This window comes from Sphingomonas fucosidasi (genome assembly GCF_036663855.1).
GTDB classification, from domain to species: Bacteria; Pseudomonadota; Alphaproteobacteria; order Sphingomonadales; family Sphingomonadaceae; genus Sphingomonas; species Sphingomonas faeni_B.
The window spans coordinates 776,835-801,569 of the sequence record NZ_JAXOJR010000001.1; the positions used below are offsets into that span (position 1 = coordinate 776,835).

15 protein-coding genes are annotated in these 24,735 nt (G+C 66.2%); 11 read left to right on the plus strand and 4 right to left on the minus strand.

All coding sequences use genetic code 11. From position 1 onward, the window contains the following. Positions 1-177 precede the first annotated feature (177 nt). Positions 178-741, plus strand: coding sequence for a GNAT family N-acetyltransferase (locus U1737_RS03355; protein ID WP_248520614.1), 564 nt, complete (start codon positions 178-180; stop codon positions 739-741). A gap of 33 nt (positions 742-774) precedes the next feature. Here the strand turns inward: U1737_RS03355 and U1737_RS03360 are convergent, their stop codons facing one another. After that, on the minus strand, positions 775-3,402 hold the full coding sequence (locus tag U1737_RS03360) for a cation-translocating P-type ATPase (protein WP_332795596.1): 2,628 nt from the start codon (positions 3,400-3,402) through the stop codon (positions 775-777). Next, a complete protein-coding gene (locus tag U1737_RS03365) occupies positions 3,399-4,340 on the minus strand; it encodes a L,D-transpeptidase (RefSeq protein ID WP_332795597.1) in 942 nt (313 codons plus the stop codon). Before U1737_RS03365 ends, U1737_RS03360 begins: the two co-directional genes overlap by 4 nt. A 213-nt stretch (positions 4,341-4,553) precedes the next feature. Between U1737_RS03365 and U1737_RS03370 the strand changes: the two genes are divergently transcribed. The 3 genes from U1737_RS03370 to U1737_RS03380 all read left to right on the plus strand — a co-directional run bounded on the left by U1737_RS03370 (position 4,554) and on the right by U1737_RS03380 (position 5,751). Next, entirely contained in the window at positions 4,554-5,054 is a 501-nt protein-coding gene (locus tag U1737_RS03370; RefSeq protein WP_332795598.1) for a peptide-methionine (S)-S-oxide reductase, read from the plus strand. A gap of 125 nt (positions 5,055-5,179) precedes the next feature. Then, entirely contained in the window at positions 5,180-5,428 is a 249-nt protein-coding gene (locus U1737_RS03375; RefSeq protein ID WP_332795599.1) for a hypothetical protein, read from the plus strand. A 101-nt stretch (positions 5,429-5,529) separates the two neighbouring features. Then, positions 5,530-5,751, plus strand: a complete 222-nt coding sequence (locus U1737_RS03380; RefSeq protein ID WP_248520609.1) for a hypothetical protein — start codon at positions 5,530-5,532, stop codon at positions 5,749-5,751. A 101-nt stretch (positions 5,752-5,852) separates the two neighbouring features. Here the strand turns inward: U1737_RS03380 and U1737_RS03385 are convergent, their stop codons facing one another. After that, positions 5,853-6,653, minus strand: coding sequence for a transglutaminase family protein (locus U1737_RS03385; protein ID WP_332795600.1), 801 nt, complete (start codon positions 6,651-6,653; stop codon positions 5,853-5,855). 486 nt (positions 6,654-7,139) lie between these two features. On the opposite strand from U1737_RS03385, the gene U1737_RS03390 reads away from it, so the two are divergent. The 5 genes from U1737_RS03390 to U1737_RS03410 all read left to right on the plus strand — a co-directional run bounded on the left by U1737_RS03390 (position 7,140) and on the right by U1737_RS03410 (position 17,573). Then, positions 7,140-8,129, plus strand: coding sequence for an SDR family oxidoreductase (locus U1737_RS03390; RefSeq protein WP_332795601.1), 990 nt, complete (start codon positions 7,140-7,142; stop codon positions 8,127-8,129). 193 nt (positions 8,130-8,322) lie between these two features. After that, positions 8,323-10,770: a S9 family peptidase gene (locus U1737_RS03395; protein WP_332795602.1), complete on the plus strand. Its 2,448-nt coding sequence runs from the start codon at positions 8,323-8,325 to the stop codon at positions 10,768-10,770. Positions 10,771-11,053: 283 nt separating this feature from the next. Next, positions 11,054-12,607, plus strand: a complete 1,554-nt coding sequence (locus U1737_RS03400) for an aldehyde dehydrogenase (NADP(+)) (RefSeq protein WP_332795603.1) — start codon at positions 11,054-11,056, stop codon at positions 12,605-12,607. A gap of 244 nt (positions 12,608-12,851) precedes the next feature. Next, entirely contained in the window at positions 12,852-15,995 is a 3,144-nt protein-coding gene (locus U1737_RS03405) for a PAS domain-containing protein (RefSeq protein WP_332795604.1), read from the plus strand. A 231-nt stretch (positions 15,996-16,226) separates the two neighbouring features. Beyond that, on the plus strand, positions 16,227-17,573 hold the full coding sequence (locus U1737_RS03410) for an ABC1 kinase family protein (RefSeq protein ID WP_248520603.1): 1,347 nt from the start codon (positions 16,227-16,229) through the stop codon (positions 17,571-17,573). Positions 17,574-17,580: 7 nt separating this feature from the next. On the opposite strand, the gene U1737_RS03415 is transcribed toward U1737_RS03410, so the two are convergent. Then, positions 17,581-19,839: a hybrid sensor histidine kinase/response regulator gene (locus tag U1737_RS03415; RefSeq protein WP_332795605.1), complete on the minus strand. Its 2,259-nt coding sequence runs from the start codon at positions 19,837-19,839 to the stop codon at positions 17,581-17,583. A gap of 317 nt (positions 19,840-20,156) precedes the next feature. On the opposite strand from U1737_RS03415, the gene U1737_RS03420 reads away from it, so the two are divergent. Both U1737_RS03420 and U1737_RS03425 read left to right on the plus strand, forming a co-directional pair. After that, positions 20,157-21,065 (plus strand): ABC transporter ATP-binding protein, encoded by a 909-nt coding sequence (locus U1737_RS03420; RefSeq protein WP_332795606.1) that lies wholly within the window; start codon positions 20,157-20,159, stop codon positions 21,063-21,065. Next, positions 21,065-24,655: an ABC transporter permease/M1 family aminopeptidase gene (locus U1737_RS03425; protein ID WP_332795607.1), complete on the plus strand. Its 3,591-nt coding sequence runs from the start codon at positions 21,065-21,067 to the stop codon at positions 24,653-24,655. The genes U1737_RS03420 and U1737_RS03425 overlap by 1 nt, the downstream gene beginning before the upstream one ends. The last annotated feature ends 80 nt before the right edge of the window (positions 24,656-24,735 follow it).

Genomic DNA, 24,735 nt, shown 5'->3' on the forward strand with positions numbered 1-24,735 from the left:
TCCGGGTTCCGGACCGGGCCGGCATGACTGCATGGGAAAATTCTGCACAGGGCGCCGATCGCCGGATAACGCGAGCATCGGAAACTACGTGTTTCCCGACGCTGCGGGAGTGATGGCTTTGCGACTAGTCACAGAGTGCGTCGCCATCGGCGATGGCCAGTCGCAAAGGATATCAAGATGATCGACCTCGTCAGCGAACGTGCGGGTGCTACGCATGCACCATCGGCGGCATGGCCAGCGACCGATCTAAGGACCCGCGGCGGTTATGTCTTTCACGTGCGCCCGGCATCCCCCGCCGACAAACCCGCGCTTGGTGAGTTCTTCGACCATGTCGACAAGGAGGATCTCCGGTTCCGCTTTCTCAGCGCAATCCACAAGGTTGGCGACGACCAGCTTCGTGCGCTGGTCACGGTCGATCACGAGCATACCGAGAATTTCCTCGCCTTCGATCCCGCGACCAACCGGATCGTCGCGACCGCGATGCTGGCGGCCGACGACAGCCTCTCCCGCGCCGAAGTCGCCATCGCGATCCGCGCCGATTTCAAACGCCGCGGCATCAGTTGGACCCTGCTCGACCATGTCGCGACCTTCGCGCGGACCAAAGGGATCGCGACGCTTGAATCGATCGAGAGCCGCGACAATCACCAGGCGATCGACCTCGAACGCGAACGCGGCTGGGTCGCATCCGCCTGTCCGGGCGATCCGTCTTCGATGATGCTGCGACTCACGCTGTCAGCCTGATGCCGACATCGCCAGTGCCGCGGCGCTGGCGATCTACCGAAGGCGCTGCCAAGTTGCGACCGCAAGTTTGGTCACTTCGGTGACGACTATCGTCCCGACTACCGCAGCGGCGCAGAACCGCACCGTCGCGGCTGAAACCGGTGCTGTACCGAGCACTCCGCCCAGCAGCGGCCACGCCATCGCGGTCACCTGCAACGCCAGCGCGATGCCGACGCCCAAGAGCAGCCACGCATTCGACAATACCGGCTCGCGGAAGATCGACCGTCGCTCGCTCCGCATGCACAGCACGTAAACGTTCTGGAACAGCACAGTCATTAATAACACTGCGTTCTGAATTTCAGCAAGCGGGCGCCCCTCACCGCGCATCTGCGACACCAGATACAGCGCGAGCCCGGTCATCAACAGCGCCGGCGGGATCATCAGCGCGATCGCGCTCCGGTCGAGGATCGGCGCGCTCGGCGGACGTGGCGGCTGGCGCAGTTCGTCGCCCTCGCCGCGGCCGAAGCCGAGCATCACGTCCTGCGCGCCGTTGGTGACGAGATTGAGCCACAACAGCTGCACCGCGGTCAGCGGCATCGGCAGGCCGAGCATCACCGCGCCGATGAACATGCCGATCTCGGCGATCCCGGTGGCGAGCAGAATGATGACGATCCGCCGGACGTTGGCATAGGTCACGCGCCCCTCCTCGACCCCGGCGACGATCGACGCGAAATTGTCGTCGGCGAGCACGAGGTCGGCGGCGCCGCGCGCGACGTCGGTGCCGGCGACGCCCATCGCCACGCCGATATGCGCAGCCTGGAGTGCGGGCGCATCGTTGACGCCGTCGCCGGTGACCGCAACCAGTTCACCGCTGGCGGCCAGGATGCGGACGATCTCGAGCTTCTGCACCGGCTCGATCCGCGCGAACACGCGGCCGCCGAGCACCAGCGCGGCGAGTTGCTCGGGCTGGCCCGCGAGATCGGTCATCTGCGCGCCGGTGACGACCTGCTCCTCGGTGACCTCGAGCCCGAGCCCGCGGGCGATCGTCAGGGCCGTGCCGGGATGATCGCCGGTGACCATCCGCACGCCGATCCCCGCCTCGGCACAGCGCGCGACCGCGGCGGGAACTTCGGGACGGACCGGGTCGATCAGCCCGATCCAGCCGAGCAGCACGAGATCGGTCGGCGCGGTCGGATCGGTGGTCGTCGCGCCCGCCGACGCGGCGACTGCGATAACGCGATAGCCTTCGTCGGCCATCGCCAGCGCGGCGGCGAACGCGCCGGGGTCGATCGTACGACACATCTGCCGGATGATCTCGGGCGCACCCTTGGCGAACACGCGGACGCCCTGCCCGTCGGCCACCGCGACGGTCGAGAATTTGCGGACCGGTTCGTAAGGCAGCGCCGCGGTCCGCTTGACCGCATGCAGCGCGGCCAAATCCTCGCCGCCATCGCCCGCGAACCGCAGCAACGCGACGTCGACCGAATCCCCAACCGGCGTACCGTCGGGGCCGATCGATGCCTCGTTGCACAGCGCAGCGGCGCGGCGCATCTCCGCCAGACTGTCCGCAGGCCAGTCTGCGCTCGCGAAAACCCGTCCGTCGGCGAGCAGTATCTTCTCCACCGAGAGGATATTCCGCGTCAGCGTGCCCGTCTTGTCGCTGGCGATGATCGTGCACGCGCCCAGTCCCTCGACCGCGGGCAGCGAGCGGACGATCACCTTCCGCGCCGCCATCCGCCGGGTCCCCGCCGCCAGCGCGACGGTCACCGCGATCGATAGGCCTTCGGGGATCGCCGACACCGCCAGCGCAACCGCGAGCAGCAGGATCTGGTCGCCCGGCCGGCCCTGCATCACCAGGACGAGCGCGAACGGAATAATCAGCACGATGGTCGCGATGCTGATCTGCCGCGCCAGCCGGTCGAGCCGGACGACGAGCGGCGGCGGCGTCGCCTTGGCGGTCCGCAACGACGCGTCGATCGCGCCGAGCGCGGTATCCGCTCCGGTCGCGACGACGATTCCTACGCCGCGCCCCTGCTCGATCATCGTGCCGGCGAGCACCATCGTCGTGCGCTCACCGGGCGGCGTGGCGGCGGGCAACACCGCCGTCTGGTCCTTCGCGACCGCCACGGATTCACCGGTGAAGGTCGACTGGTCGACGCGCAGCGCGCTGCTCGACGACAGGCGAATATCGGCGGGCACGGCCATGCCGCTCTCCAAGGCTACGACATCACCGACGACGATCGCTCGCGCGTCGACGACCGATACCGCGCCGCCGCGCAGGACGGTCGCGGTCTGGCCGATCATCCGGCCGAGCGCGGCGAGGCTGTCCGCCGCCTTGCTCTCCTGCACCGTGCCGATCGCCGCGTTGACGAGCAGCACGACACCGATGAACCCCGCATCGGTGCGGTGGCCGAGCCCGAGCGAGATCGCCGCCGCCGCGATCAACAGGTAGATCAGCGGACTGTTGAACTGCCGCGCGAACAGCAGCAGCGTCGAGGGCGCCGGCGGTGGCGCAAGTTCGTTCGGCCCGTCCCGAAGCAGGCGCGCGGCGGCGTCCTTCGTGTTCAGTCCCTCTGCGCTGGTATCGAGCAGCGCCATCACGCGTGCTGCAGGCGTCGCATGCCATGCCCGCGGGACGGGCGTCTGGTCGTGCCGCTGGTCGATCGGGCGCTCGGCGATCATTGTCCGGTCGCTTCGATGATCGTGACGGGAGTACCGGTGCCGGCACTCGCCAACGTCTCGCGCGTCACCAGCAGGGTCGTACCAGGCGTCGTCACGGTCGCCAGCGCGGCGCGGAACCCCTCCGCCAGATGCCCCTTGGCACGATCCTCGGCGGTCAGTTCGCCGGTTCTCGGATCGCCGGGCAACGGCAGGCGCAGCCAATGCTCGCCCGCCGCATCGATCGATTGCAGCGTGAACGCGGCAGTCCGCTCGATCGGCGCATCGAACGCGATCGCGCCGGAGCCGATCTCGATCCCGTTGCGCAGCACGACCACCCGCTTGTCGCGCCCGCTGATCACGATCGAGACCGGCCCCTTCGGCGACAGCGCCGGGTTCCACACGAAGTCCCCGCCCGCCGATCCCGCCGACGTCAGCATGCCCGGCTTGGCGGCCACCACCGGAACGCGCGCGTCCTGCGTGATGACGACGGTGATCCCGAGCCGGGTGATCCCGAACAGCAGTTTGGCGAACGCAGGCGGCAGGCGGATGCAGCCATGCGACGCCGGATAGCCCGGCAGATTGCCCGCATGCATCGCGATCCCGCCCCAGGTCAGCCGCTGCATGAACGGCATCGCTGCGTCCTTGTAGAGGTTCGACACGTGATCCACGTCCTTCTGGAGCACGGTGAAGACCCCGGTCGGCGTCGCATGGCCATCGCTGCCGGTCGACACGGTCGAAACCCCGATCGCCACGCCGTTGCGATAGGCATAGGCCTTTTGCGTGGCGAGGCTGACGATCACCGTCACCGGTCCGGCGGGCGCGATCTCGGGTGCCCAGAGATATTCGCCGGGCTTGAGTTGCTCGATCCGGCCGTCGACGCTCGACGGCGTTTGCGCCGAAGCGGTGGTAGCGAAAATAAGGGCGAGCGCGAGGCTGTACGTCAGGCGGCGCGTCGTCATGGTGGATTCCGATCGAAGAGGTTTCGCCGAACACGGCGGTCGACCAGACGCTATCGATCGCGTCGTGCCGGCATCACCGTCGGAAACTACGCAGGATGGTACGCATAAGACCGTGTTACCGATGACGAGCGTGATAGTGCCTGTCGATGGCGGTCTGTTGGCGCGACGCTTGCCGGGACGGTATCACCAGACGGTTCGCACGAGGAGTTGACGGTGGAAAGGATCGGTTTCGGCGGTGGCTGCCATTGGTGTACCGAAGCGGTCTTCCAGGCGTTGCGCGGCGTCGTCCACGTCGATCAGGGCTTCATCCGGTCCGAGGCTCCTTCGGACCGCTGGGCGGAGGGCGTGATCGTGCAGTTCGACCTGGCGATCATCGATCTGCCAACACTGGCCGAGGTCCACCTCCGCACGCATTCGGCGAACGGAACCTACTCGCCCGGGGGACGGTATCGCAGCGCGATCTATGTCTTCGACGCGGACCAGCGCGATAAGGCGGCACGAACGCTCGCACACTTCGCCAAAGAGTCCGGCATGCCTGCCCGGACGATGGTGCTTCCGTTCGTCGGCTTCAAACCGTCCGAGGCACGCTACAGAAACTATTGTCTGACCGATTCCAACCGGCCGTTCTGCCGCCGCTACATCGATCCGAAGCTGGCGTATATCCAGCGCCATTTCGCGAGCATCGCAGGGCGCAAGACCACCGACGGTCCCTAGGACGCCGCCGGCCACGGTGACGGTGGCGCCCGGACTCGAAACTTGGGCGTATTGCGCCACGTCAATTTCGATTTTCGGACGAGATGCTAAACTCCCGGCCTGACTGTGTCTTGGGAGGGGGTAATATGGGCATCCCGTGGAGCGAGCTGGCGACGTTGATCCGCGTCACCGACCGAACATCGGAAATAGGGGCAAGCCGCGAGATCTTGCAGGAAGGTCCGCTCCACCGCGTGGTGGAGACGGTCGCGGCAATGCCGCGGGAAGCACGCCGTGGCCTGTCCGTATCGTTGCCCGACCGTCGCGTCCGCCCGCACACGTTCGACCGGCACGAGATCGATGCTTTGATCATGGACCTTGGCCGCTCGCGGCAATGACACGTCGACGAACCTGTATAAGATGGTACGCACGCGCAAAGTCCATGTTGCCCGACGGCCGCGTCCGCTAGGCTCGTGACGATCCACCCGAGAGACGCCTTATGACCGCAACCATCATTACCCCCAGTGGCCCCGGCGCAATGGAAGCCGGCCTCGTCCTCGACGAGGAAGGCGGCCGCTTCGTCGTGCTCACGTTCAAGGAGCCAAAAGGCGAGCCGACGCTCGTCACCTTCACGGTTCCGATATTCCAGAACTATGTCGAGCATCTCGTCCGCACCGCCAAGGCAGCGGACGAAGAGGCCAATTGGGGTATTCCCGGCTAGCGCCGGACCACGCGTGCGGCGGTCACGCGACACATCTCATGGAAAGCCTCGGTCGCCACCGCCTGGACGCCCGAGTGGCCCCGCGTTTTCGCCTGAAGGGATCACGCCTGTAGCGAGGTCAATATACTCGAAACCTTGGCGCGCAGTTCGGGCTCGCGGGTGACTTCCAGCATCGCGCTGAGGCTCATGCGCGTGCCGGCGACGTTGCCTCCGATGAGTTCGAGACGCGCGCGCTCCCACCAGCCATGACCCGACCCCGGCGCCACCACGGTCATGCGCTGATACAGGGTGAGTGCGCGCCGCCCCTCCCCCCCGGCTTCGGCCCGCGTTGCCGCATTCAGGAGCAGACGAAGCAGGATTGCCCGGTTCGACATGGTCGCGACGTGGCTGGTCGCCGCAACCCGCCCGGGGTCCATCGTCTGCAGCAGCACGACAAGCTGGTCGCGATCGACGAATTCACCGCCGCGAAACGGATCGATCATCACCGGAACCACATCCTCGCCCACCAACACGAGGACGTGCCCCGGAACGTCCAGCATATTTGCCGTCCAGCCCAACCGCCGCGCAGCCGCGACGTAGAGAATGGACAGGGTCACGGGCAAGCCTTGGCGACGCTCGATGACGCGGACCATGTCGCTATTGGCGGGGTCGTCATACGTGACCCGGTCACCGATAAAACCGAATTCGCTGCCCAGCACCTGGGCGAGGAGCAGGGCCTGCGACCTGGCGTCTCTAGCGTCGGCGCCAATCGTCGCCAGCCTGTCCGCGATCGCCCGGAATACGCCTAGGCAGAAGTCGCGGCTGGTTTCCGGATGGTCGAGCAAAGCCAACGCCAGCGCGGCCTCGTCTAGAACGACGTCTTCCTCGTCGATAAGGCCAAGATGGATCAGATCGTCGTGCATTACGCCAACATGGTGGCGCCGTCACCGTCCGCAACGCTTGCAGGGCTCCGAACGAATAACTATTCTTGAGTCCTCTTGCGGATGCCGATGCTTCGCGGTGTTGTCGTTTGGTGCAACCATGAGGTTTTCGGACCGCCCGGCCAGTCTTCGGCCAAATAACGGCCAATAATGGTCGCCGACTTTTCGCAGGGCAACCCTTGCAATAACTGAGGACCAACGGACGAATTGCAACGTGACGCCCTCGCCGGTTCACGACGTGCGACCCGACGCTCGCTCAACCATGCGTACGCCCCGGCTCTGGGTGTCATCCCGTCTGCCCCAGCCCCTCCAGTCGGACCGGCCATGTCGGTCTGGCGAGCAGTTCGCTGTCGATGGGTAGCGCGCGGCGACTGACGACAAGGTGGATACTTCCCCAAACAGGAAAGACTTTGGAACAGACTCCACCGGTTAGCGCTTGGTCTGTCGATCACCCCGGGAGCTATGACCATGACCGATACGACACGGCGCAATTTCGTGACGGGCGCTGCGATAACCGCAGGCGCGGTCGTCGCGACGACGGCTCACGCCGCTGCACAGGATGGCGGCAAACCCGCCGCGACGACACCGGCGGCGGCTGCCTATCCGAAACCACCCTATCCCGTGCAGCGCCAGCCCTGGCCCGGTCTCGCATCGAAGATGACGCCGCGGCCGGATCACGGCGAGACGAGTTACAAGGGATCGGGAAAGCTTGCCGGCAAGCGCGCGCTGATTACCGGCGGCGACAGTGGGATCGGTCGTGCCGCCGCGATCGCCTATGCCCGTGAAGGGGCGGACGTCGCGATCAACTATCTGCCTGCGGAAGAACCGGACGCGCGCGAAGTCATCGCCCTGATCCGGGCCGAAGGCCGCAAGGCGGTTGCGATCCCCGGCGATCTCCGCGACGAACGATTTTGCCGCCGACTGGTCCAGCAGGCGGCAGAGCAGCTTGGCGGGCTCGACATCCTGGTCAACAATGCCGCGCGCCAGCAGACCCGTCCGGGTATCGCCGACATATCCAGCCAGGATTTCGACGATACGATGAAGACCAACGTCTACGCGCCGTTCTGGCTGACGAAGGCGGCGCTCGAGCGGATGGGTGCCGGCGCAGTGATCGTGAATACGTCCTCCGAGCAGGCCGGCAACCCCTCCCCCGACATCGTCGATTATGCCCTGACGCGGGCCGCCGTGCTGAACTTCACCAAGAGCATGGCGAAGCAGGTGGCGAGCCGCGGTATCCGGGTGAACGCGGTTGCGCCGGGTCCGTTCTGGACGCCGTTGCAGGTCAGCGGCGGCGCTACGCCCGAAAAGCTACGAAGTTTCGGCGGCGACTCACCGATGGCCCGCGCGGGTCAGCCTGCGGAAATCGCAGCACTGTACGTGGCGGCAGCCGATCCGTCGCTGAGTTACTCGACCGGCCAGATCTTCGGATCGACCGGTGGCAACGGTCAACCCGCCTGACCAACCCGCGCCGCAATCCCTCACCCGGTTGCGGCGCGACCGGGCGTATCGCTCTCGGACCGGTCAGCGGGCACCCATCCCCCATCCCCTCTGACTATAACCTCTGAATAGAGATCGTACTGCGGGGAGTTCGATCTGGTGTCCGATTGACCGCCATGCCAAACAACCGCGCATATCGAACAAGGGGATATCAATGCGCGCCGGTGCCTGTCTGATCGCTCTGCTCCTTGCCACCACCGCCACGGCCCAGACGCCCGGCACCCCGTATCACCGAGCCCCGGATGCGATCGCAAAAGCGCTCGAAACGCCGCCGACGCCCGGTGTCGCGATCAGCCCGGACCACCGTACCGTCGCGATTCTCGGTCGGGAAAGCTTGCCGTCGATCGTCAATTTGTCGAAACCCATTCTGCGTCTTGGCGGATATCGCATCGACCCAGCGACAAACGGGCAGGCCGAGGTCCGCGTGCAGTGGCTGAATTCACTTAGCTTCAAGGACGTGGCGAGCGGCAGGACCGTGACCGTAAAGCTGCCCGCCGGATTGCGGTTCGCCGCGCCCGACTGGTCGCCCGACGGCCGCCGCCTGGCCTTCTACGCGCAGGAACCGCAGGGCTTGTCGCTGTGGATCGCCGATCGTGACGGTACCGCGCGTCCGGTCGCCAAGGGCCTCAACGGAAGTTTCGGCACGCCGTTCGCCTGGATGCCCGACAGCGCCGCATTGATCGCCTACACCGTTCCCGCCGGCCGCGGTGCGGCGCCCGCCGCCAGCATCGCCCCGACCGGCCCGATCGTACAGGAAAGCGCCGGTCGGACATCGGCTGCGCGCACCTATGAAGACCTGCTCGGCGATGCGCATGACGAGGCGCTGTTCGACCATTATTTTACCGGCCAGCTCGTCCGGGTCGATCTGGCCGGCACTACTCGGCCGATCGGGACGCCGGCGCTGATCACCGACTTCAGCGTCTCGCCTGATGGCCGCTACTTGCTGACCGAACGGCTCAAGCGGCCCTATTCGTATCTCCTTCCTGCGCGCTTCTTCCCGACCGAGATCGCCGTCTCGACGATCGACGGCCAGCCGGTGAAGACGTTGGTCGACCGCCCGCTCGCCGACGATCTGCCGGTCGACTTCGACGCCACCGTCAAGGGTCCGCGCGAGGCGACATGGCGGTCGGATGCACCGGCGACGCTGGTCTGGGCCGAAGCGCTCGACGGCGGCAATCCCCGCGCGAAGATTGCGTTCCACGACAAGGTCATGATGCAGGCCGCGCCGTTCGATGCGGCTCCCGTCGAACTGGCGATGACCCCGGCCCGCTATGCGGAGACCTTTTGGGGTGACGACGGCTTCGCGATGATCATCGATCGCGAATGGCGGTCGCGCACCGAGCATCGCCTCGCCGTCGCACCATCGCGCCCGGGCCAGACTCGGACCGTGTCGACGCGCAATTACCAGGATCAATATGGTAATCCCGGCGATCCGATGCTCGAGGACAATGCCGCGGGTAAGCCGGTGATGCGCTTCAAGCCCGCGCATGACGGCATCTACGTCACCGGCGAGGGAGCGACCAAGGCAGGCGCCTTCCCGTTCCTCGCGACGATGCCGTTGACGGGCGGCGAGCAGACCCGGCTATGGACCGCCAAGGCGCCCTATTACGAGACGGTCGTCGCGTTGCTCGACGACAAGGCGCAGCGCATCCTGACCCGGCGCGAGAGCGCTAAGCTCGCGCCCAACTACATGATCCGCAGCGTGAAGGGCGGCAGCGCCAAGCCGATCACCGCGTTCGCCGATCCCGCCCCGGTGTTTGCCGGCGTGACGCAGCGCACGATCACCTACGCCCGGACCGACGGGCTCCCGCTGTCCGGTTCCTTGTATCTGCCCGCCGGCTATGACGCGAAGCGCGACGGGCCGCTGCCGACTTTGCTCTGGGCCTATCCGGGTGAGTTCACCGACGCGAAGGTCGCGGGACAGACCGTCGACCAGGGTAATCGCTTCGTCCGTCCACGCGGCATCAGCCATCTGTTCCTGCTGACCCAGGGCTACGCGATCCTCGATAATCCGGCGATGCCGATCATCGGCGAAGGCGGCGCGGAAGCCAACGACACCTATATCAAGCAACTCCAGCTGGACGCGCAGGCCGCGGTCGATGCGGTGGTCAAACTGGGTGTCGGCGACCGCACCCGGATGGCTGTCGGCGGGCACAGCTATGGCGCGTTCATGACCGCCAATCTGCTCGCGCATACCGATCTGTTCCGGGCCGGCATTGCCCGCTCGGGCGCGTATAACCGCACATTGACCCCGTTCGGGTTTCAGGCCGAACAGCGCACCTATTGGCAGGCGACGCCGACCTATACGGAGATGAGCCCGTTCACCTATGCCGACCGGATCAAGGCGCCCATCCTGCTGATCCACGGCGGCGCGGACGACAATAGTGGCACTTTCCCGATCCAGTCCGAACGCATGTACGCCGCGCTTAAGGGTAATGGCGCGACCGTCCGTTATGTCGTCCTGCCGAACGAGCCGCATGGCTATCGCGCGCTGGAGTCGACCCAGGAAACGCTGTGGCAGATGACCGACTGGCTGAACCGCTACGTCAAGCCGAAGCCGTCTTCTGGAGCGGTCGCGCAGTCGACGTCCGATGCCAAATGAAACACTGCGCTGACGGCTGAAGCAGCGCGACATAGCGCCCATGCGTCGGCCGCTATGCTACTGAAATCGCGATAACTCGCCCGGGATCGCGACGGAGTGGCCCCGTTGCAGGAGCGCGGTCGCGTGGCTGCGAGCGTATGGCTGGCTCGACTATTCGGCACCGCACTGATGTCGCGGGTCGGCCTTGCGCTTGCGTGTTACCGCTCCCACTAATATTGCTTGCGCGTCGCGCGCCGCCCCCTGATGACGATGCGGCGCGCCCGGACTGACCTGGAGACTTGATATGGACGGCACCTTCCCGATCGGCGCGCGCGCCGTGAGCAGCGACGTCACCTTCCTGGCGATCGATCCCTCGACCGACGCGAAGATCGAACCCGCCTTCGCGGTATCGAGCGAGGCGGACGTCGCCGACGCGTGCAAGCTCGCCGAAGCCGCGTTCGACACCTTCCGCGAGATCGATCCCGAGGCCCGCGCGGTCTTCCTCGAGACGATCGCCGACGAGATCGAGGCGATCCACGAGCCACTCGTCGCGCGCGCGATCCAGGAGAGCGGCCTGCCTCGCCCGCGTCTCGAGGGTGAGCGCGGTCGTACCACCGGCCAGCTTCGCCTGTTCGCCAAGCATCTCCGCGCCGGCACCTGGGCCTCGGTCGTGATCGATCAGGCGCAGCCCGATCGCAAGCCGATGCCGCGTTCCGACCTCCGCCAGCGCCGGATTGCGGTCGGTCCGGTCGCGGTGTTCGGTGCGTCGAACTTCCCGCTCGCCTTCTCGGTCGCGGGCGGCGACACCGCCTCCGCGCTCGCCGCCGGTTGCCCGGTCGTAGTCAAGGGCCACCCCGCGCATCCCGGTACGTCGGTGATGGTCGGCAAGGCGATCCAGGCTGCCGTCGCCAAGTGCGGCCTGCCCGAGGGCGTGTTCTCGCTCGTTCAGGGCCCTGCCAACGAACTCGGCGCCGCGCTCGTCACCGATCCGCGGATCAAGGCGGTCGGATTCACCGGTTCGCGTGGCGGTGGCCTTGCGCTGGTGGCGCTCGCCGCGGCGCGCCCCGAGCCGATCCCGGTCTATGCCGAGATGAGCAGCATCAACCCGGTGATCCTCTTCCCGGCGGCGCTCGCGGCACGCGGCGAGGCGCTTGGCAAGGCGTATGTCGGGTCGCTGACGATGGGCTCGGGCCAGTTCTGCACCAACCCCGGCATCGTCGTTGCGGTCGACAGACCGGATCTGGACGTGTTCGTTGCTGCGGCTGCCGCCGCGCTGGGCGAGGCAGCGCCGCAGGTGATGCTCACCCCCGGCATCCACGCCAGCTATGACAAGGGCGTCGCCGCGCTTGCCGGCAACGGTGCGGTCGAAACGCTCGCCCGCGGCACCGAAGCCGAAGGCGCCAACCGCGGCCGGGCGGCGTTGTTCTCGACCACCGGCAAGGCGTTCGTCGCCGACCCCGCGCTGTCGCACGAAGTGTTCGGGGCTGCCTCGATCATCGTCCGCTGCGCCGATCTCGCCGAGGTCCGCAGCGTGATCGAGAAGATCGAGGGGCAGCTGACGATCACGCTGCAGATCGACGAGGGCGATCATGCCGATGCGGCCGCGCTGCTGCCGGTGCTGGAGCGCAAGGCCGGTCGCATTCTCGCCAATGGTTGGCCGACCGGTGTCGAGGTCGCCCCGGCGATGGTGCATGGCGGGCCGTTCCCGGCGACGTCGGACCCGCGCACGACCTCGGTCGGCACCGCGGCGATCGAGCGCTTCCTGCGCCCGGTCTGCTACCAGGACCTGCCCGACGCGCTGCTGCCCAAGGCGGTCAAGCACGGCAACCCACTGGGCCTGCCGCGTACCGAGGGCTGACCGGCCCGAGATCGGGAGCTGCAGTCTCGAACGGCAGCTCCCCCTTGTTTTCCTGCAATACCGAACGCCGCCCCTTCGAACATCCGTCACCCCAGCGAAAGCTGGAGTATCCCCGTGATGAGCGATCCGTACGCCCAATCTGATACCCCAGCTTTCGCTGGGGTGACGGGTGCTGCACGGGGCATGTCCCCCCTAACCACGCGTATTCATTGACACGCGTGCCCCACAAACCCACTAGTCCGGCATGACAAATCCAGGCTCGTCGCTCCTCTCGTCGCGCACCGTCTCCCTGCCCTCCGACATCGGCAGCTACATCGACGAACTCGCCGCCGCCGGCCACGGCGACGCCACCGCGATCGTCCGCACCGCGCTCGAGCAGATGCGCGCGCGTGACGCCCTGCAGAAGCCAGCCGAAATCCTGATCGGCGGCGGCGAATGCGGCATGCTGGTCCGCCAGCGCGACTGGGCCGCGACCGCGCTCGGCCCGATCGACTCGTGGCCCGCCGAGCTGCGAGTCACGCTCGCCAACATCCTCAACTCGCCCGTCGCCAAGGTCGTGATGTGGGGGCCCGAGCACATCATGCTCTACAACGACAGCTACCGCGCGGTCGCCGGCGATCGCCACCCCGCCGCACTCGGCAGCCCGGTCGTGACCGCGTTCCCCGAAGTCTGGGACTGGAACCGCGCCGTCCTCGAAGCGGGCTTCCGCGGCGAGACCGTCGCCTATCGCGACCAGCCGATCCTGTTCCAGCGCAACGACGGTCCCGAGCTGCTGACGCTCGACCTGTTCTACACGCCCATCTATTGCGCCGGCGGCACGGTCGGCGGCGTCCTGTGCACGATGGTGGACAATAGCGGCCGAGTCGAAGCCGAGCACCGCCTCGTCGCTAGCGAAGCCGAACTGCGCCGCATCACCGATGCGGTGCCCATGCTGATTGCATACGTCGATCGCGACCATGTCTATCGCCTCGCCAACGCGCACTACGACGAGTGGCTCGGCGTCGTGCCTGAGTCGATGATCGGCAAGCCCGTTCGCGAGGTACTTGGCGACACGGTATATCAGGATCGCCGTCCCTCGTTCGAGCGCGCGCTGGCGGGCGAAAGCTTCATCGCGCAGACCGTCTTCCCGCACCGCGACGGGCGTCCCCGCCGCGCCGAATTCCGCTACGTACCGCACACCGCCGCGGACGGCTCGATACCCGGCATCTACGTGCTCGGCATCGACGTCGAGGAGCGTGCCGAACGCGAGGCCGAACTCGGCATCAGCAACGGCCGCTTCCGCACCGCGATGGACGCGGTCCACGGTGTGCTATGGACCAACAGCCCGGACGGCCGGATGATCGGCGAGCAACCCGGCTGGGCGACGCTCACCGGCCAGTCGATCGACGAATACCAGAATTTCGGCTGGGCCGACGCAATCCATCCCGACGACGTCGCCTCGACGATCAAGGCCTGGACCGCCGCCGTCCTGAGCAAGTCGATGTTCGTTTTCGAACACCGCGTCCGTCGCCATTGCGGCACGTGGCGCACGTTTGCGGTGCGCGGCCTGCCGATCCTCGACGACGCGGGCGAGGTGCTCGAATGGGTCGGCGTCCACACCGACATCACCCACCAGCGCGCTGCCGAAGCCGCCTTGCGCGACCAGGCCGAGGCGCTCGCCCGCCAGGTCCGCCACCGCGAGCGCGCCGAGGATCAGCTCCGCCAGCTCAACGAGACGCTCGAAGCCCGCGTCATCCGCGAGATCGACGAGCGTCGCCAGGCCGAGGCCAAGCTCGCCCAGTCGCAGAAAATGGAGACGGTCGGCAAGCTCACCGGCGGCGTCGCGCACGACTTCAACAACCTGCTCCAGGTCGTCTCCGGCAACCTCCAGCTGCTCGGCAAGAATCTCGAAGGCAATGAGCGCGCCGAACGCTGGGTCGCCAACGCGATGGCCGGCGTCACGCGCGGATCGAAGCTCGCCGCGCAACTGCTAGCGTTCGGGCGTCGCCAGGCGCTCGAGCCTAAGGTCGTCAACGTCACGCGGTTCGTGCGTGGAATGGGCGACATGCTGCGTCGCGCGATCGGCGAAGGCGTCGAGATCGAGACCGTGGTCGGCGGCGGACTGTGGAACACCTTCATCGACCCCGCGCAGATCGAGAACGCGCTGCTCAACCTCGCGATCAATGCGCGCGATGCGATGGAGGGCCAGGGGAAGCTGACGATCGAACTCGGCAACGCCCATCTCGACGACAGCTACGCGCAGGGCCATGACGAGGTCGAAGCCGGCCAATATGTGATGCTAGCGGTGTCCGACACCGGCACCGGCATGAGCCCGGAGATCATCGAAAAGGTCTTCGAACCGTTCTTCTCGACCAAGGGCGAAGGCAAGGGCTCCGGCCTCGGCCTGTCGATGGTCTACGGCTTCGTCAAACAGTCCGGCGGCCATGTGAAGATCTATTCCGAGGTCGGCGAAGGCACCACGATCAAGCTCTATCTGCCCCGCGCGATGGAGAGCGAGGATGTCGAGGTCGTCGCCGATGCCAGCCCGATCTCCGGCGGCACCGAGACCGTGCTGGTGGTCGAGGACGATGACGAGGTCCGCGGCACCGTCGTCGAGCTGCTCACCGATCTCGGCTACAGCGTGTTGAAGGCGGTCGACGCGGCCAGTGCGCTGAACGTGGTCGAGAGCGGCGTGCCGATCGATATCCTGTTCACCGATGTCGTGATGCCCGGCACGCTGAAAAGCCCGGAACTCGCGCGAAAAGCCAAGGAACGGCTGCCCGATCTCGCGGTGCTGTTCACGTCGGGCTATACCGAGAACTCGATCGTCCATGGCGGCAAGCTCGATGCGGGGCTCGACCTGCTGTCGAAGCCGTACACGCGCGAGGCGCTCGCCCGGAAATTCCGTCAGGTGCTCGCCAACCGCCAGCGTGCGGGCAGCCCCGCCGCGAAGGCCGCGCGCGATGCCCGGATCGACGCCGACCGCCGCCTCGACACCCCCGCCCGCCGCACCGTCCTGCTGGTCGAGGACGACGCGCTGATCCGCGCCAACACCGCCGAGATGTTGCAGGGTAGCGGCTTCGTCGTGGTCGACGCGGCAAGCGCGGAGGACGCGATGACGGCGCTCCAAACCGTGCCGATCGATGCGCTGGTGACCGACGTGAACCTGCCTGGCGTGTCCGGACCGGATTTCGCGCGCACGGCACGGGCGCTCAGGCCGGGGGTCGGCATTGTCTTCGCGACCGGCGATACGGCATCGGTCGCCGACGAAACCGACGCGATCATGCTGGAGAAGCCGTACGGCCTCGACGCGCTCGCCGCGGCCGTGCTGGCCTCGCTGGGCGAAACGATACTTGCGGATCCGCTCCAGGCCGCCCCACCGACAAACCGCCTGACCGACGCCGAGTAGAGCGTCGGAGCGATCCTCCCTCGCCAGGGGGAGGTGGCGCCGAAGGCGACGGAGGGGGAGGACACGCAACGTACGTTCCTCCTCCCTCCCCTCCGTCAGGCGGCGCCTGCCACCTCCCCCTGAAGGGGGAGGATCGAGACCTTATCGATCCGCGGTGACTCACATCAATTGCACCCCGTTCTCCTCGCCCCATATGATACGCGAGCAATTCCACCCCGCGAAGGATCTGATTTGACCGAGGACCGCGGCAGCAAAGCCAGCGCAGGACGCGCGATTCCTAGTGGCCGCCTCGCCCGTCTCGGCGTCTTCGGACGTCTCGCCGGTGGTGTAGCGGGCGGTGTGGTAGCCGAGGGCGCCCGACGTCTGGCCAGCGGTGAGCGGCCGAGCATGGGCGACCTGTTGCTGACGCCCGCCAACGCCACGCGCGTCGCCGACCAGCTATCGCACTTGCGCGGTGCGGCGATGAAGCTTGGCCAGATGATCTCGATGGACGCGGGCGACATGCTGCCCCCCGAACTCGCGACCATCCTCGCCAAGCTGCGCAACAACGCGCACCACATGCCGCCGCAGCAACTCGACCGTGTGCTCGCCACCGAATGGGGCAAGGATTGGCGGCGGCGGTTCGCGCATTTCCAGGCGCATCCGGTCGCCGCCGCATCGATCGGCCAGGTCCACCGCGCACGGTTGCCCGACGGATCGGAGTTGGCAATCAAGGTCCAGTATCCGGGCGTGAAGGACAGCATCGATGCCGATGTCGACAATGTCGCCACGCTGCTACGCGTGTCGGGGCTGTTGCCCAAGACGCTCGACATCGCGCCTTTGCTGAACGAGGCGAAGCGCCAGCTTCACGAGGAGGCCGACTATCTGCGCGAGGCGTCGATGCTGGCGCGCTATGGCGATCTGCTCGCAGGCGAAACCACCTTCGTGGTACCATCGCTGGTCGCCGACCTGACGACGCCGGGCGTGCTGGCGATGAGCTTCGTCACCGGCGTTCCGGTAGAGACGCTTGAAACCGCCCCCCAGGAGGTGCGCGACCGCGTGGTGCGCGATCTGATATCGCTGGTTCTGCGCGAACTGTTCGACTGGCGGCTGATGCAGACCGATCCGAACTTCGCCAATTATCGCTGGCAACCCGATACCGAAAAGCTCGTGCTGCTCGATTTCGGCGCGGCCCGCCCCCTCCCCGCCGAGACCGGCGAAGGCTATCGCCGCCTGCTCGCTGCCGCACTGGCGGGCGACCGCGATGCGGTTCGCGAGGCTGCGATCGCCGCGGGCTTCCTCGGCGAGGCGGCGGTCGCCCGGCATCGCGCGCTGGTCGACCGGATGATCGACGTGATCCTGGGTGAACTCGCCAAGCCCGGCCCGTTCGATTTCGGCGACCGCGCGTTCGTCGGCGTGCTCCGCGAACAGGGCACCGAGATCGCCCGCGACCGCGAGACATGGCATCTCCCGCCGATCGACACGCTGTTCGTTCAGCGCAAGATCAGCGGCACCGCGTTGCTGGCCGCCAGGCTGAAGGCGCGGGTCGATATTCGGTCGATGGTCGCGGCTTATTGCACCGACCTTGCCAGCGGATGACCGGCCGCTAGGCGTCCGCTGCGCCTGCCGTGGCAGCGGCCGCCATCGGCGTCGTCACGTTACGGATGGCCGCAGCAAGCTCTTCCATCGAATAGGGTTTGCGTAGCAGCTCGAACCCGTACGCCCCCTCCTTCGATATGATCTCGCTATAGCCGCTGGTCAGCAGGATCGCCGTTTCGGGAAATCGTTGGCGGATCTCGAGCGCCAGTTCGATCCCGTTCATGCCCGGCATCATCACGTCTGAAAACACGATGTCGACCGGCGGCGCGAGATCTTCGAGCGTGGCCAGCGCCTCCTCGGCGTCGCGGGCGAAGACGATGTCATGGCCCAGATCGCCGAGTGCCGCGATCGCAAATGCACCGACGTCCGGGTTGTCCTCGACCACCAGGATACGGACGGGCGCCTGTTCGGGATAGACCATGCGCGCCGGGTCGGTGGCGATCGGCGCTTCGCTGCGTTCGCGCGGAAGATACAAGGTGAACGTCGCGCCCTTGCCGGGCCGGCTGTCGACGATCACCTCGCCGCCCGACTGTTTTACGAACCCGAACACCTGCGACAGCCCCAGCCCGGTGCCGTGGCCGACCGCCTTGGAGGTGAAGAACGGCTCGAAGATGTGATCGATATGGCTGGGGTCGATCCCGGTGCCGGTGTCGCGGATGGCGATCGCGACGAAATCGCCGTCCCGTGCCGGATGGCCGCGTACCGCCGGGATACGATCCGCTTCGCCGACGTCGATCGTCAGCCGGCCTCGGTGGTTCATGGCATCGCGTGCATTGACCGCGAGATTGACGATCGCCGTTTCCAGCTGGCTCGCATCCGCATTGACGCGGCACGGCTCGTCCGGCAGCCGCAACGATACCTCGATGAACGCCCCCGACAAGGTCGTGAGCATGTCGTTCATCCCGCACACGATCATCCGCGCATCGAGCACTTCGGGCGTCAGCGAAGACCGTCGTGCGAACGCCAATAGCTGGTTGGTGAGCTTGGTCGCACGGTCCGCGGTATCGGCAATCGCCGTGATATAGCGCGTCCGGCGATTCTCGCTTAGATCGGGCCGCTTCAACAGGTCGGTCGATCCTCGGATCACCGTCAGCAAATTGTTGAAGTCATGCGCGATGCCGCCGGTCAGTTGACCGAGCGTTTCCATTTTCTGCGCCTGCCGCAACGCCTCATGCGCCTGCGTCAGCTCCGCGGTGCGTTCCGCGACGCGGTTCTCCAAGGTGTCGTTGATGGTCTGGACGGCCTTGAACAGTCGCGCATTGTCGATCGCGATCGCCGCCTGCGCGGCAACGCCGACGAGCAGGCGTTCGTGCCGCTCGGTGAATTGCCCTATCTCGGAATGGCCGAACAACAGGCCGCCGAGCACCTTGCCCGATCGTGACGCGACCGGCACCGACAAATAGCTCCGCACCGGCAAATGGCCCTTGGGCATCCCGTAATGCGGCGCACTGCGACCGTAGCGCGGGTCGGCAAGGATATCATCGGACCGGATGACGCCCTCGTTGCGGAAGGTCGGGCCGAACACAGCCGTCGCGCGCGGACGCCCGAGCGCCTCGAATGCCGCACGCTCGGCCCCTGCCAGCGTAAAGAGATGGAGCCTCTCGCCGGTCTCATCCATCAGGTTATGGAAATACGCCCCGAACTGCGCGCCGGTGAGCTTGACGCCGGCATCCGTCACCATCTGGATCAGCGGCTCCAGTTCCAGCTCGGCGGCGAGCGCTGCGCCGGTAACGTTGAGGGTCTCCAGCGTATGGGTCTCGCCGTGAAAGCTGCGTTCGGCGAGCACGGCATCGGTGGTTTCAACGACGATCGCCAGCGCCCCCACGGGCACGCCCCGCTCATCGAGAACCGGCGAGTAATTGAGGTCGAGAAAGACGGCATCGTCGCGGGTCGGGAGATAGGATGTCATATCGCGACGCGCGAACGACAAGGTTTCGCCCGCCACCAGGCACACGTCCAGAACATGCCTGTTGAACGCGCTCGCTTCCGGCCAGGCCTCCTCGACGGGAGCGCCGAGCGTGGCGGGGTGGCGCGCACCGATGATGCCCGCGAACGCGTCGTTGTAGAGCATGATGCCGTCCGCACCCCACAGCAAGGCCATCGGCACCGGCGCGCACAGCATGATCGACGTCGCGGTCTTCAGGGGCTGCGGCCAGGTCTCGATCGGCCCGAGCTCGGTCGACGACCAGTCGAACGCTCCGATGAGCGTCGCCAGTTCACCCCCGCCCCTACCGCTACCGCCGCCCAAGAATGCGAACGTCCCCACAGCATTTCTACCTTTTCCACGCACCGCGGCGATGGTCCGATGTTCCGTCGAGTGCCCGGCTTAAGGCATTGGCTCAACGGTTTGCACCCCGATCCTGTACCGCAGCCTGCCAGCCAAGCAATGGCCGAGACGCCGTTCCCCCCTGACTTTCGCGCCGGGTATCGCTCTCGATCATCATCGTGGTCGGGCACCGCGGCCCCAGGCGGACACCGCGCCGTTTCGGTGCGATCACGACGATAAGCGCACGCGCCGACGTGGTACTGCTTTACATTGGCAATACACTTGATACGTTGCCCTCCGAAACGAACGGGGGTTCCATGCTCGACCTGATCAATGTCTCGCACGTCTATGCCAATGGTACGCGCGCGCTCGACGACGTAACCCTCAGCATTCCCAACGGGATGTTCGGACTGCTCGGGCCGAACGGCGCGGGCAAGTCGACGTTGATGCGGACGGTGGCGACATTGCAGACCCCGACCGCCGGCGCGATTCGATTCGGCGACATCGACGTGATCGCCAATCCGGAGGCGCTGCGCGAGACGCTCGGGTATCTCCCGCAGGATTTCGGCGTGTATCCGCGGGTCTCGGCCTATGACATGCTCGATCACATGGCGGTCCTGAAAGGGATCGCCTCGGCGCGCGAGCGTAAGGAGACGGTCGAGACGCTGCTCAACCAGACCAATTTGTGGTCGGTCCGCAAAAAGGCGATCGCGGGCTTTTCTGGTGGTATGCGCCAGCGGTTCGGCATCGCGCAGGCGCTGATCGGCAACCCCGCGCTGATCATCGTCGACGAGCCGACCGCAGGCCTTGACCCGGAGGAACGCAACCGCTTTCTCAACCTCCTCGCAGAGATCGGCGAGAACGTCGTGGTCATCCTGTCGACCCACATCGTCGAGGACGTCGCCGATCTGTGCCCCCGGATGGCCGTGCTGGCCGCGGGCCGGATACAGCTCGAAGGTGCTCCCCTCGACCTCATCCAGCGGACCCGCGGCCATGTATGGGCGAAGACGATCGGTCGCGACGAGCTCGACGAGGCGAAGCGACGCTACGAAGTCATATCGACGCGCCTGTTTGCCGGGCGGACGATCATCCACATCCTGTCGACCGACGATCCCGGCGACGGCTTTGCAGCAGCGCATGGCGGTCTGGAGGACGTTTATTTCTCGACCTTGGCCCGGTCGCGCCGCAATCGTTCCGCGGCGCCCGCGCAGAGCGTCGCCGCCTGATGTTCGGTCAAATCGCCCGCTTCGAACTACGCTATCAGCTCCGCAATCCGGTCTTCTGGACCGTGGCGATCCTGTTCTTCCTGCTGAGCTTCGGATCGATGACGATCGAGCAGATTCAGATCGGCAGCGGCGCGAACATCCACAAGAACGCCCCGGTCGCGATCGCGCAGGTCCATCTGATCATGTCGCTCTTCTTCATGTTCGTGACGACCGCGTTCGTCGCCAACGTGATCGTCCGCGATGACGAGAGCGGGTTCGGACCGATGGTGCGATCGACCCGCGTCTCCAAGTTCGATTACCTGACAGCACGCTTTCTCGGCGCATTCGGCGCCGCGGCGGTGGCGTTCGCGGCGATCCCGCTGGCGATCTGGCTCGGGTCGCTGATGCCGTGGGTCGATGCCGAGCGGCTCGGGCCGAACCATCTTGGCGACTATGCCTACGCCTATTTCCTGCTGGCGCTGCCGAGCGTGTTCATGACGTCGGCGATCTTCTTCGCCGTCGCGACGATCACGCGGTCGATGATGTACAGCTATCTCGGCGTCATCGTCTTCCTGGTCCTGTACCTCGCGATCAACGCGGTGCTGCGCGCGAAGCCGGAATGGCGCGTGGTCGGAAGCTATCTCGAACCGTTCGGGCTTGGCGCGTTCGGCACCACGACGCGCTATTTCACCGCCAGCGAGGCGAATGCCGGGCTGCCGCCCTTCGCCGGCGTACTCGTGTGGAACCGGCTGTTCGCGATCCTGATCGGCTTCGTTGCGATCGGCATCGCCTATGCGCGCTTTTCGTTCGCCGAGCGCGGCGTCTCGAAACGCGCGCTGCGCAAGCAACGGCGCACCACCGCGAAGCTCGCCGCGACCCCGCCGATGTTGGTCGACCGCCTGCCCCCCGCACGCCCGGATGCCGCCGCGTGGACGCGCCTGCGCGAACGCTGCCGGTTCGAGATGGCGCTGGTATTCCGCAGCCCGGCGTTCCTCGTGCTCATGCTGATCGGCATCTTCAACGCACTCGCCGCGCTGCTGTCGTCCAACGAGATGTACGGCACCGCGATCCGCCCGCTGACCTTCGCGGTCATCGGGGCCTTGGAGGGCGCGTTCAGTATCATCCCGATCATCATCGCGATCTACTATTCGGGCGAGCTCGTCTGGCGCGACCGCGAGCGCGGGATGCACGAGATCGTCGATGCGACATCGCTGCCCAACTGGGCGTATCTGGTGCCCAAGATCCTGGCGATCACCGGCGTGCTGTTCGCGACCTCCGTCGTGGCGGTCGTCACCGCCTGCATCGTCCAGCTCGCCCAAGGCCAGATGACGCTCGCGCTCGGCGAATATTTCGCCTGGTGGGTGCTGCCGATGACCGTAAACGCAGTGATCCTCGCGGTGCTGGCGGTGCTCGTCCAGGCGCTCAGCCCGAACAAATATATCGGCTGGGCGATCATGGTCGTCTATCTGGTCGCGACCATCACGCTGGCGAACCTCGGGTTCGAACATCCGCTCTACGATTACGGTAGCACCGGGGCGGTCCAGCTGTCCGATATGAACGGTGCCGAGATCGGTGGCCCGCGTGCTTGGTGGCTGCGACTCTATTGGGGCTCGATCGCGGTCGGTCTGTGCGTTTTCGCACACCTGCTGTGGCGACGCGGGACCGAGACGCGGCTTCGTGTTCGACTGGCGCAGATGCCGCGCCGCTTGCTCGGCACGCCGGGCGTCGTTCTCGCCGGCGCGCTGCTCGTCGCGGTCGCGACCGGCGCCTTTCTCTATCACCAGATAGACGTCATCGGCACCTATCGCACCACCGAGGACGGAGAGGCTCGGCAGGCGGCGTACGAAAAGAAGTATCTGCGCTATTTCGGCGTCAAGCAGCCCTCGGTCACCGATATCAGACTCGATGTCGCGCTCTATCCCGACCAGCGCCGACTGGAGGCCGATGGCACCTATGCGTTCGTCAACGATACCGGCGCGCCGGTCCACGACCTCCACGTCCGCTTGCGCGACGAGAAGACGCGGCTGGGCGCGGTCGTCATCCCCGGTGCGACGCTGGTGATGAACGATGCCGATTTGCAATACCGGATCTATCGGTTCGCGACGCCGCTGGCGCCCGGCGCTCGTGGGACGTTGACGTTCCACGCGACCCGCTGGCAACGCGGGCTTGTCGCGAACGGCGAAGACACCCGCGTAGTCGGCAACGGGACATTTCTCCAGAACGCCGAATTCTCCCCGCAACTCGGCATGAGCAAGGACGGTCTTCTCCAGGACCGGTCCAAGCGTAGGAAATACGGATTGTCCCCAGAGCTTCGTCCCGCCAAGCTTGAAGACCGAAGCGCGCAGGATCGAAACCTGCTCGACAATGCACCATGGGTCCGGTCCGACATCACCGTCTCGACGCTGGCGGGCCAGGTGCCGGTCGCCCCCGGGCGAAAAGTCTCCGATAGCGTCGTCGATGGTCGTCGCACCGCGCGGTTCGTTTCGACCGTCCCGATCCTCGCCTTCTTCTCGGTCCAGTCCGCTGCCTACGCGCAAAAGACCCGGATCGCCGACGCTACCGCATTGACCGTATTCTACGACCCGCAGCATGCCTTCAACGTCGACCGCATGCTCGATGCGATGCAGCGATCGCTGCGCTATTACCGCGCCAATTTCGGACCCTATCAGTTCGACTATGCCCGCATCCTCGAATATCCGGGCTATGCGAGCTACGCACAGGCATTCGCTGGCACGATCCCCTATTCCGAACGGATCGGCTTCATCGCCGACAACCGTGATCCGACCAAGATCGACTATATCAGCTACGTCACGGCGCATGAACTCGGCCATCAATATTGGGGCCATCAGTTGATCAGCGCCGACATGCAAGGCGGCTCGATGCTGATCGAGACGATGGCGCAATATTCGGCGCTGATGGTGATGAAACACCAATATGGCGACGACAAGATACGCCGGTTCCTGAAGTACGAGCTCGACAGCTATCTCCGCTCGCGGGGCGGCGAAGTCGTCGAGGAAGTCCCGCTCGATCGGGTCGAGAACCAGGGCTATATCCATTACCGCAAGGGCTCGCTGGTGATGTATCTGCTCCAGGATCGGCTCGGCGAGGCTCGGGTGAACACGATGCTCCGCGGGTTGCTCGCGCGCTACCGGTTCAAGAACAAGCCGTATCCGCGCTCGCTCGATCTGGTCGACGGCTTCCTCTCGCTGGCACGGACCCCGGCCGAAACGGAACTCGTGCTGGATCTCCTCGACCGGATCACCGTGTATGATCTCAAGACCAAGGCGGCGGTGACGCGCAAGCGGTCCGACGGACTGTACGAGACCGTTTTGACGATCGACGCTGCGAAATTCTACGCCAATGGCGTCGGCGCCGAGAAGCCGGCGCGGCTCGACGACACGATCGACGTCGGTGTCTTCGACCAGCGCCCGGGCCTTGGCAGCTTCGCCGCCAACGACGTCATATTGAAGGAACGTCGTCAGGTCCGCTCCGGCGAACAGGCGATCCGCATCATCACGAAACGCAAGCCAGCCTTTGCGGGGGTCGACCCCTATAATCTCTACGTCGACCGCAACGGCGACGACAATGTCGCCGCGGTGACGGGCGGGTGACCGCCCGACAGATGCTCCGCGCGCGGTGTGATCGCGCGCCGCCGTTGCGCGCAGTGCTTGACAGGGCGCGTCGCGGGCCG

Excerpts from the sequence above, each read along its gene's own strand:
- U1737_RS03395 (WP_332795602.1), top strand. The coding sequence starts at position 8,323 with ATGCGCGCCGGTGCCTGTCTGATCGCTCTGCTCCTTGCCACCACCGCC.
- U1737_RS03425 (WP_332795607.1), top strand. The coding sequence starts at position 21,065 with ATGTTCGGTCAAATCGCCCGCTTCGAACTACGCTATCAGCTCCGCAAT.
- U1737_RS03355 (WP_248520614.1), top strand. The coding sequence starts at position 178 with ATGATCGACCTCGTCAGCGAACGTGCGGGTGCTACGCATGCACCATCG.
- U1737_RS03400 (WP_332795603.1), top strand. The coding sequence starts at position 11,054 with ATGGACGGCACCTTCCCGATCGGCGCGCGCGCCGTGAGCAGCGACGTC.
- U1737_RS03380 (WP_248520609.1), top strand. The coding sequence starts at position 5,530 with ATGACCGCAACCATCATTACCCCCAGTGGCCCCGGCGCAATGGAAGCC.
- U1737_RS03420 (WP_332795606.1), top strand. The coding sequence starts at position 20,157 with ATGCTCGACCTGATCAATGTCTCGCACGTCTATGCCAATGGTACGCGC.
- U1737_RS03375 (WP_332795599.1), top strand. The coding sequence starts at position 5,180 with ATGGGCATCCCGTGGAGCGAGCTGGCGACGTTGATCCGCGTCACCGAC.
- U1737_RS03360 (WP_332795596.1), bottom strand. The coding sequence starts at position 3,402 with ATGATCGCCGAGCGCCCGATCGACCAGCGGCACGACCAGACGCCCGTC.
- U1737_RS03390 (WP_332795601.1), top strand. The coding sequence starts at position 7,140 with ATGACCGATACGACACGGCGCAATTTCGTGACGGGCGCTGCGATAACC.
- U1737_RS03365 (WP_332795597.1), bottom strand. The coding sequence starts at position 4,340 with ATGACGACGCGCCGCCTGACGTACAGCCTCGCGCTCGCCCTTATTTTC.
- U1737_RS03405 (WP_332795604.1), top strand. The coding sequence starts at position 12,852 with ATGACAAATCCAGGCTCGTCGCTCCTCTCGTCGCGCACCGTCTCCCTG.
- U1737_RS03385 (WP_332795600.1), bottom strand. The coding sequence starts at position 6,653 with ATGCACGACGATCTGATCCATCTTGGCCTTATCGACGAGGAAGACGTC.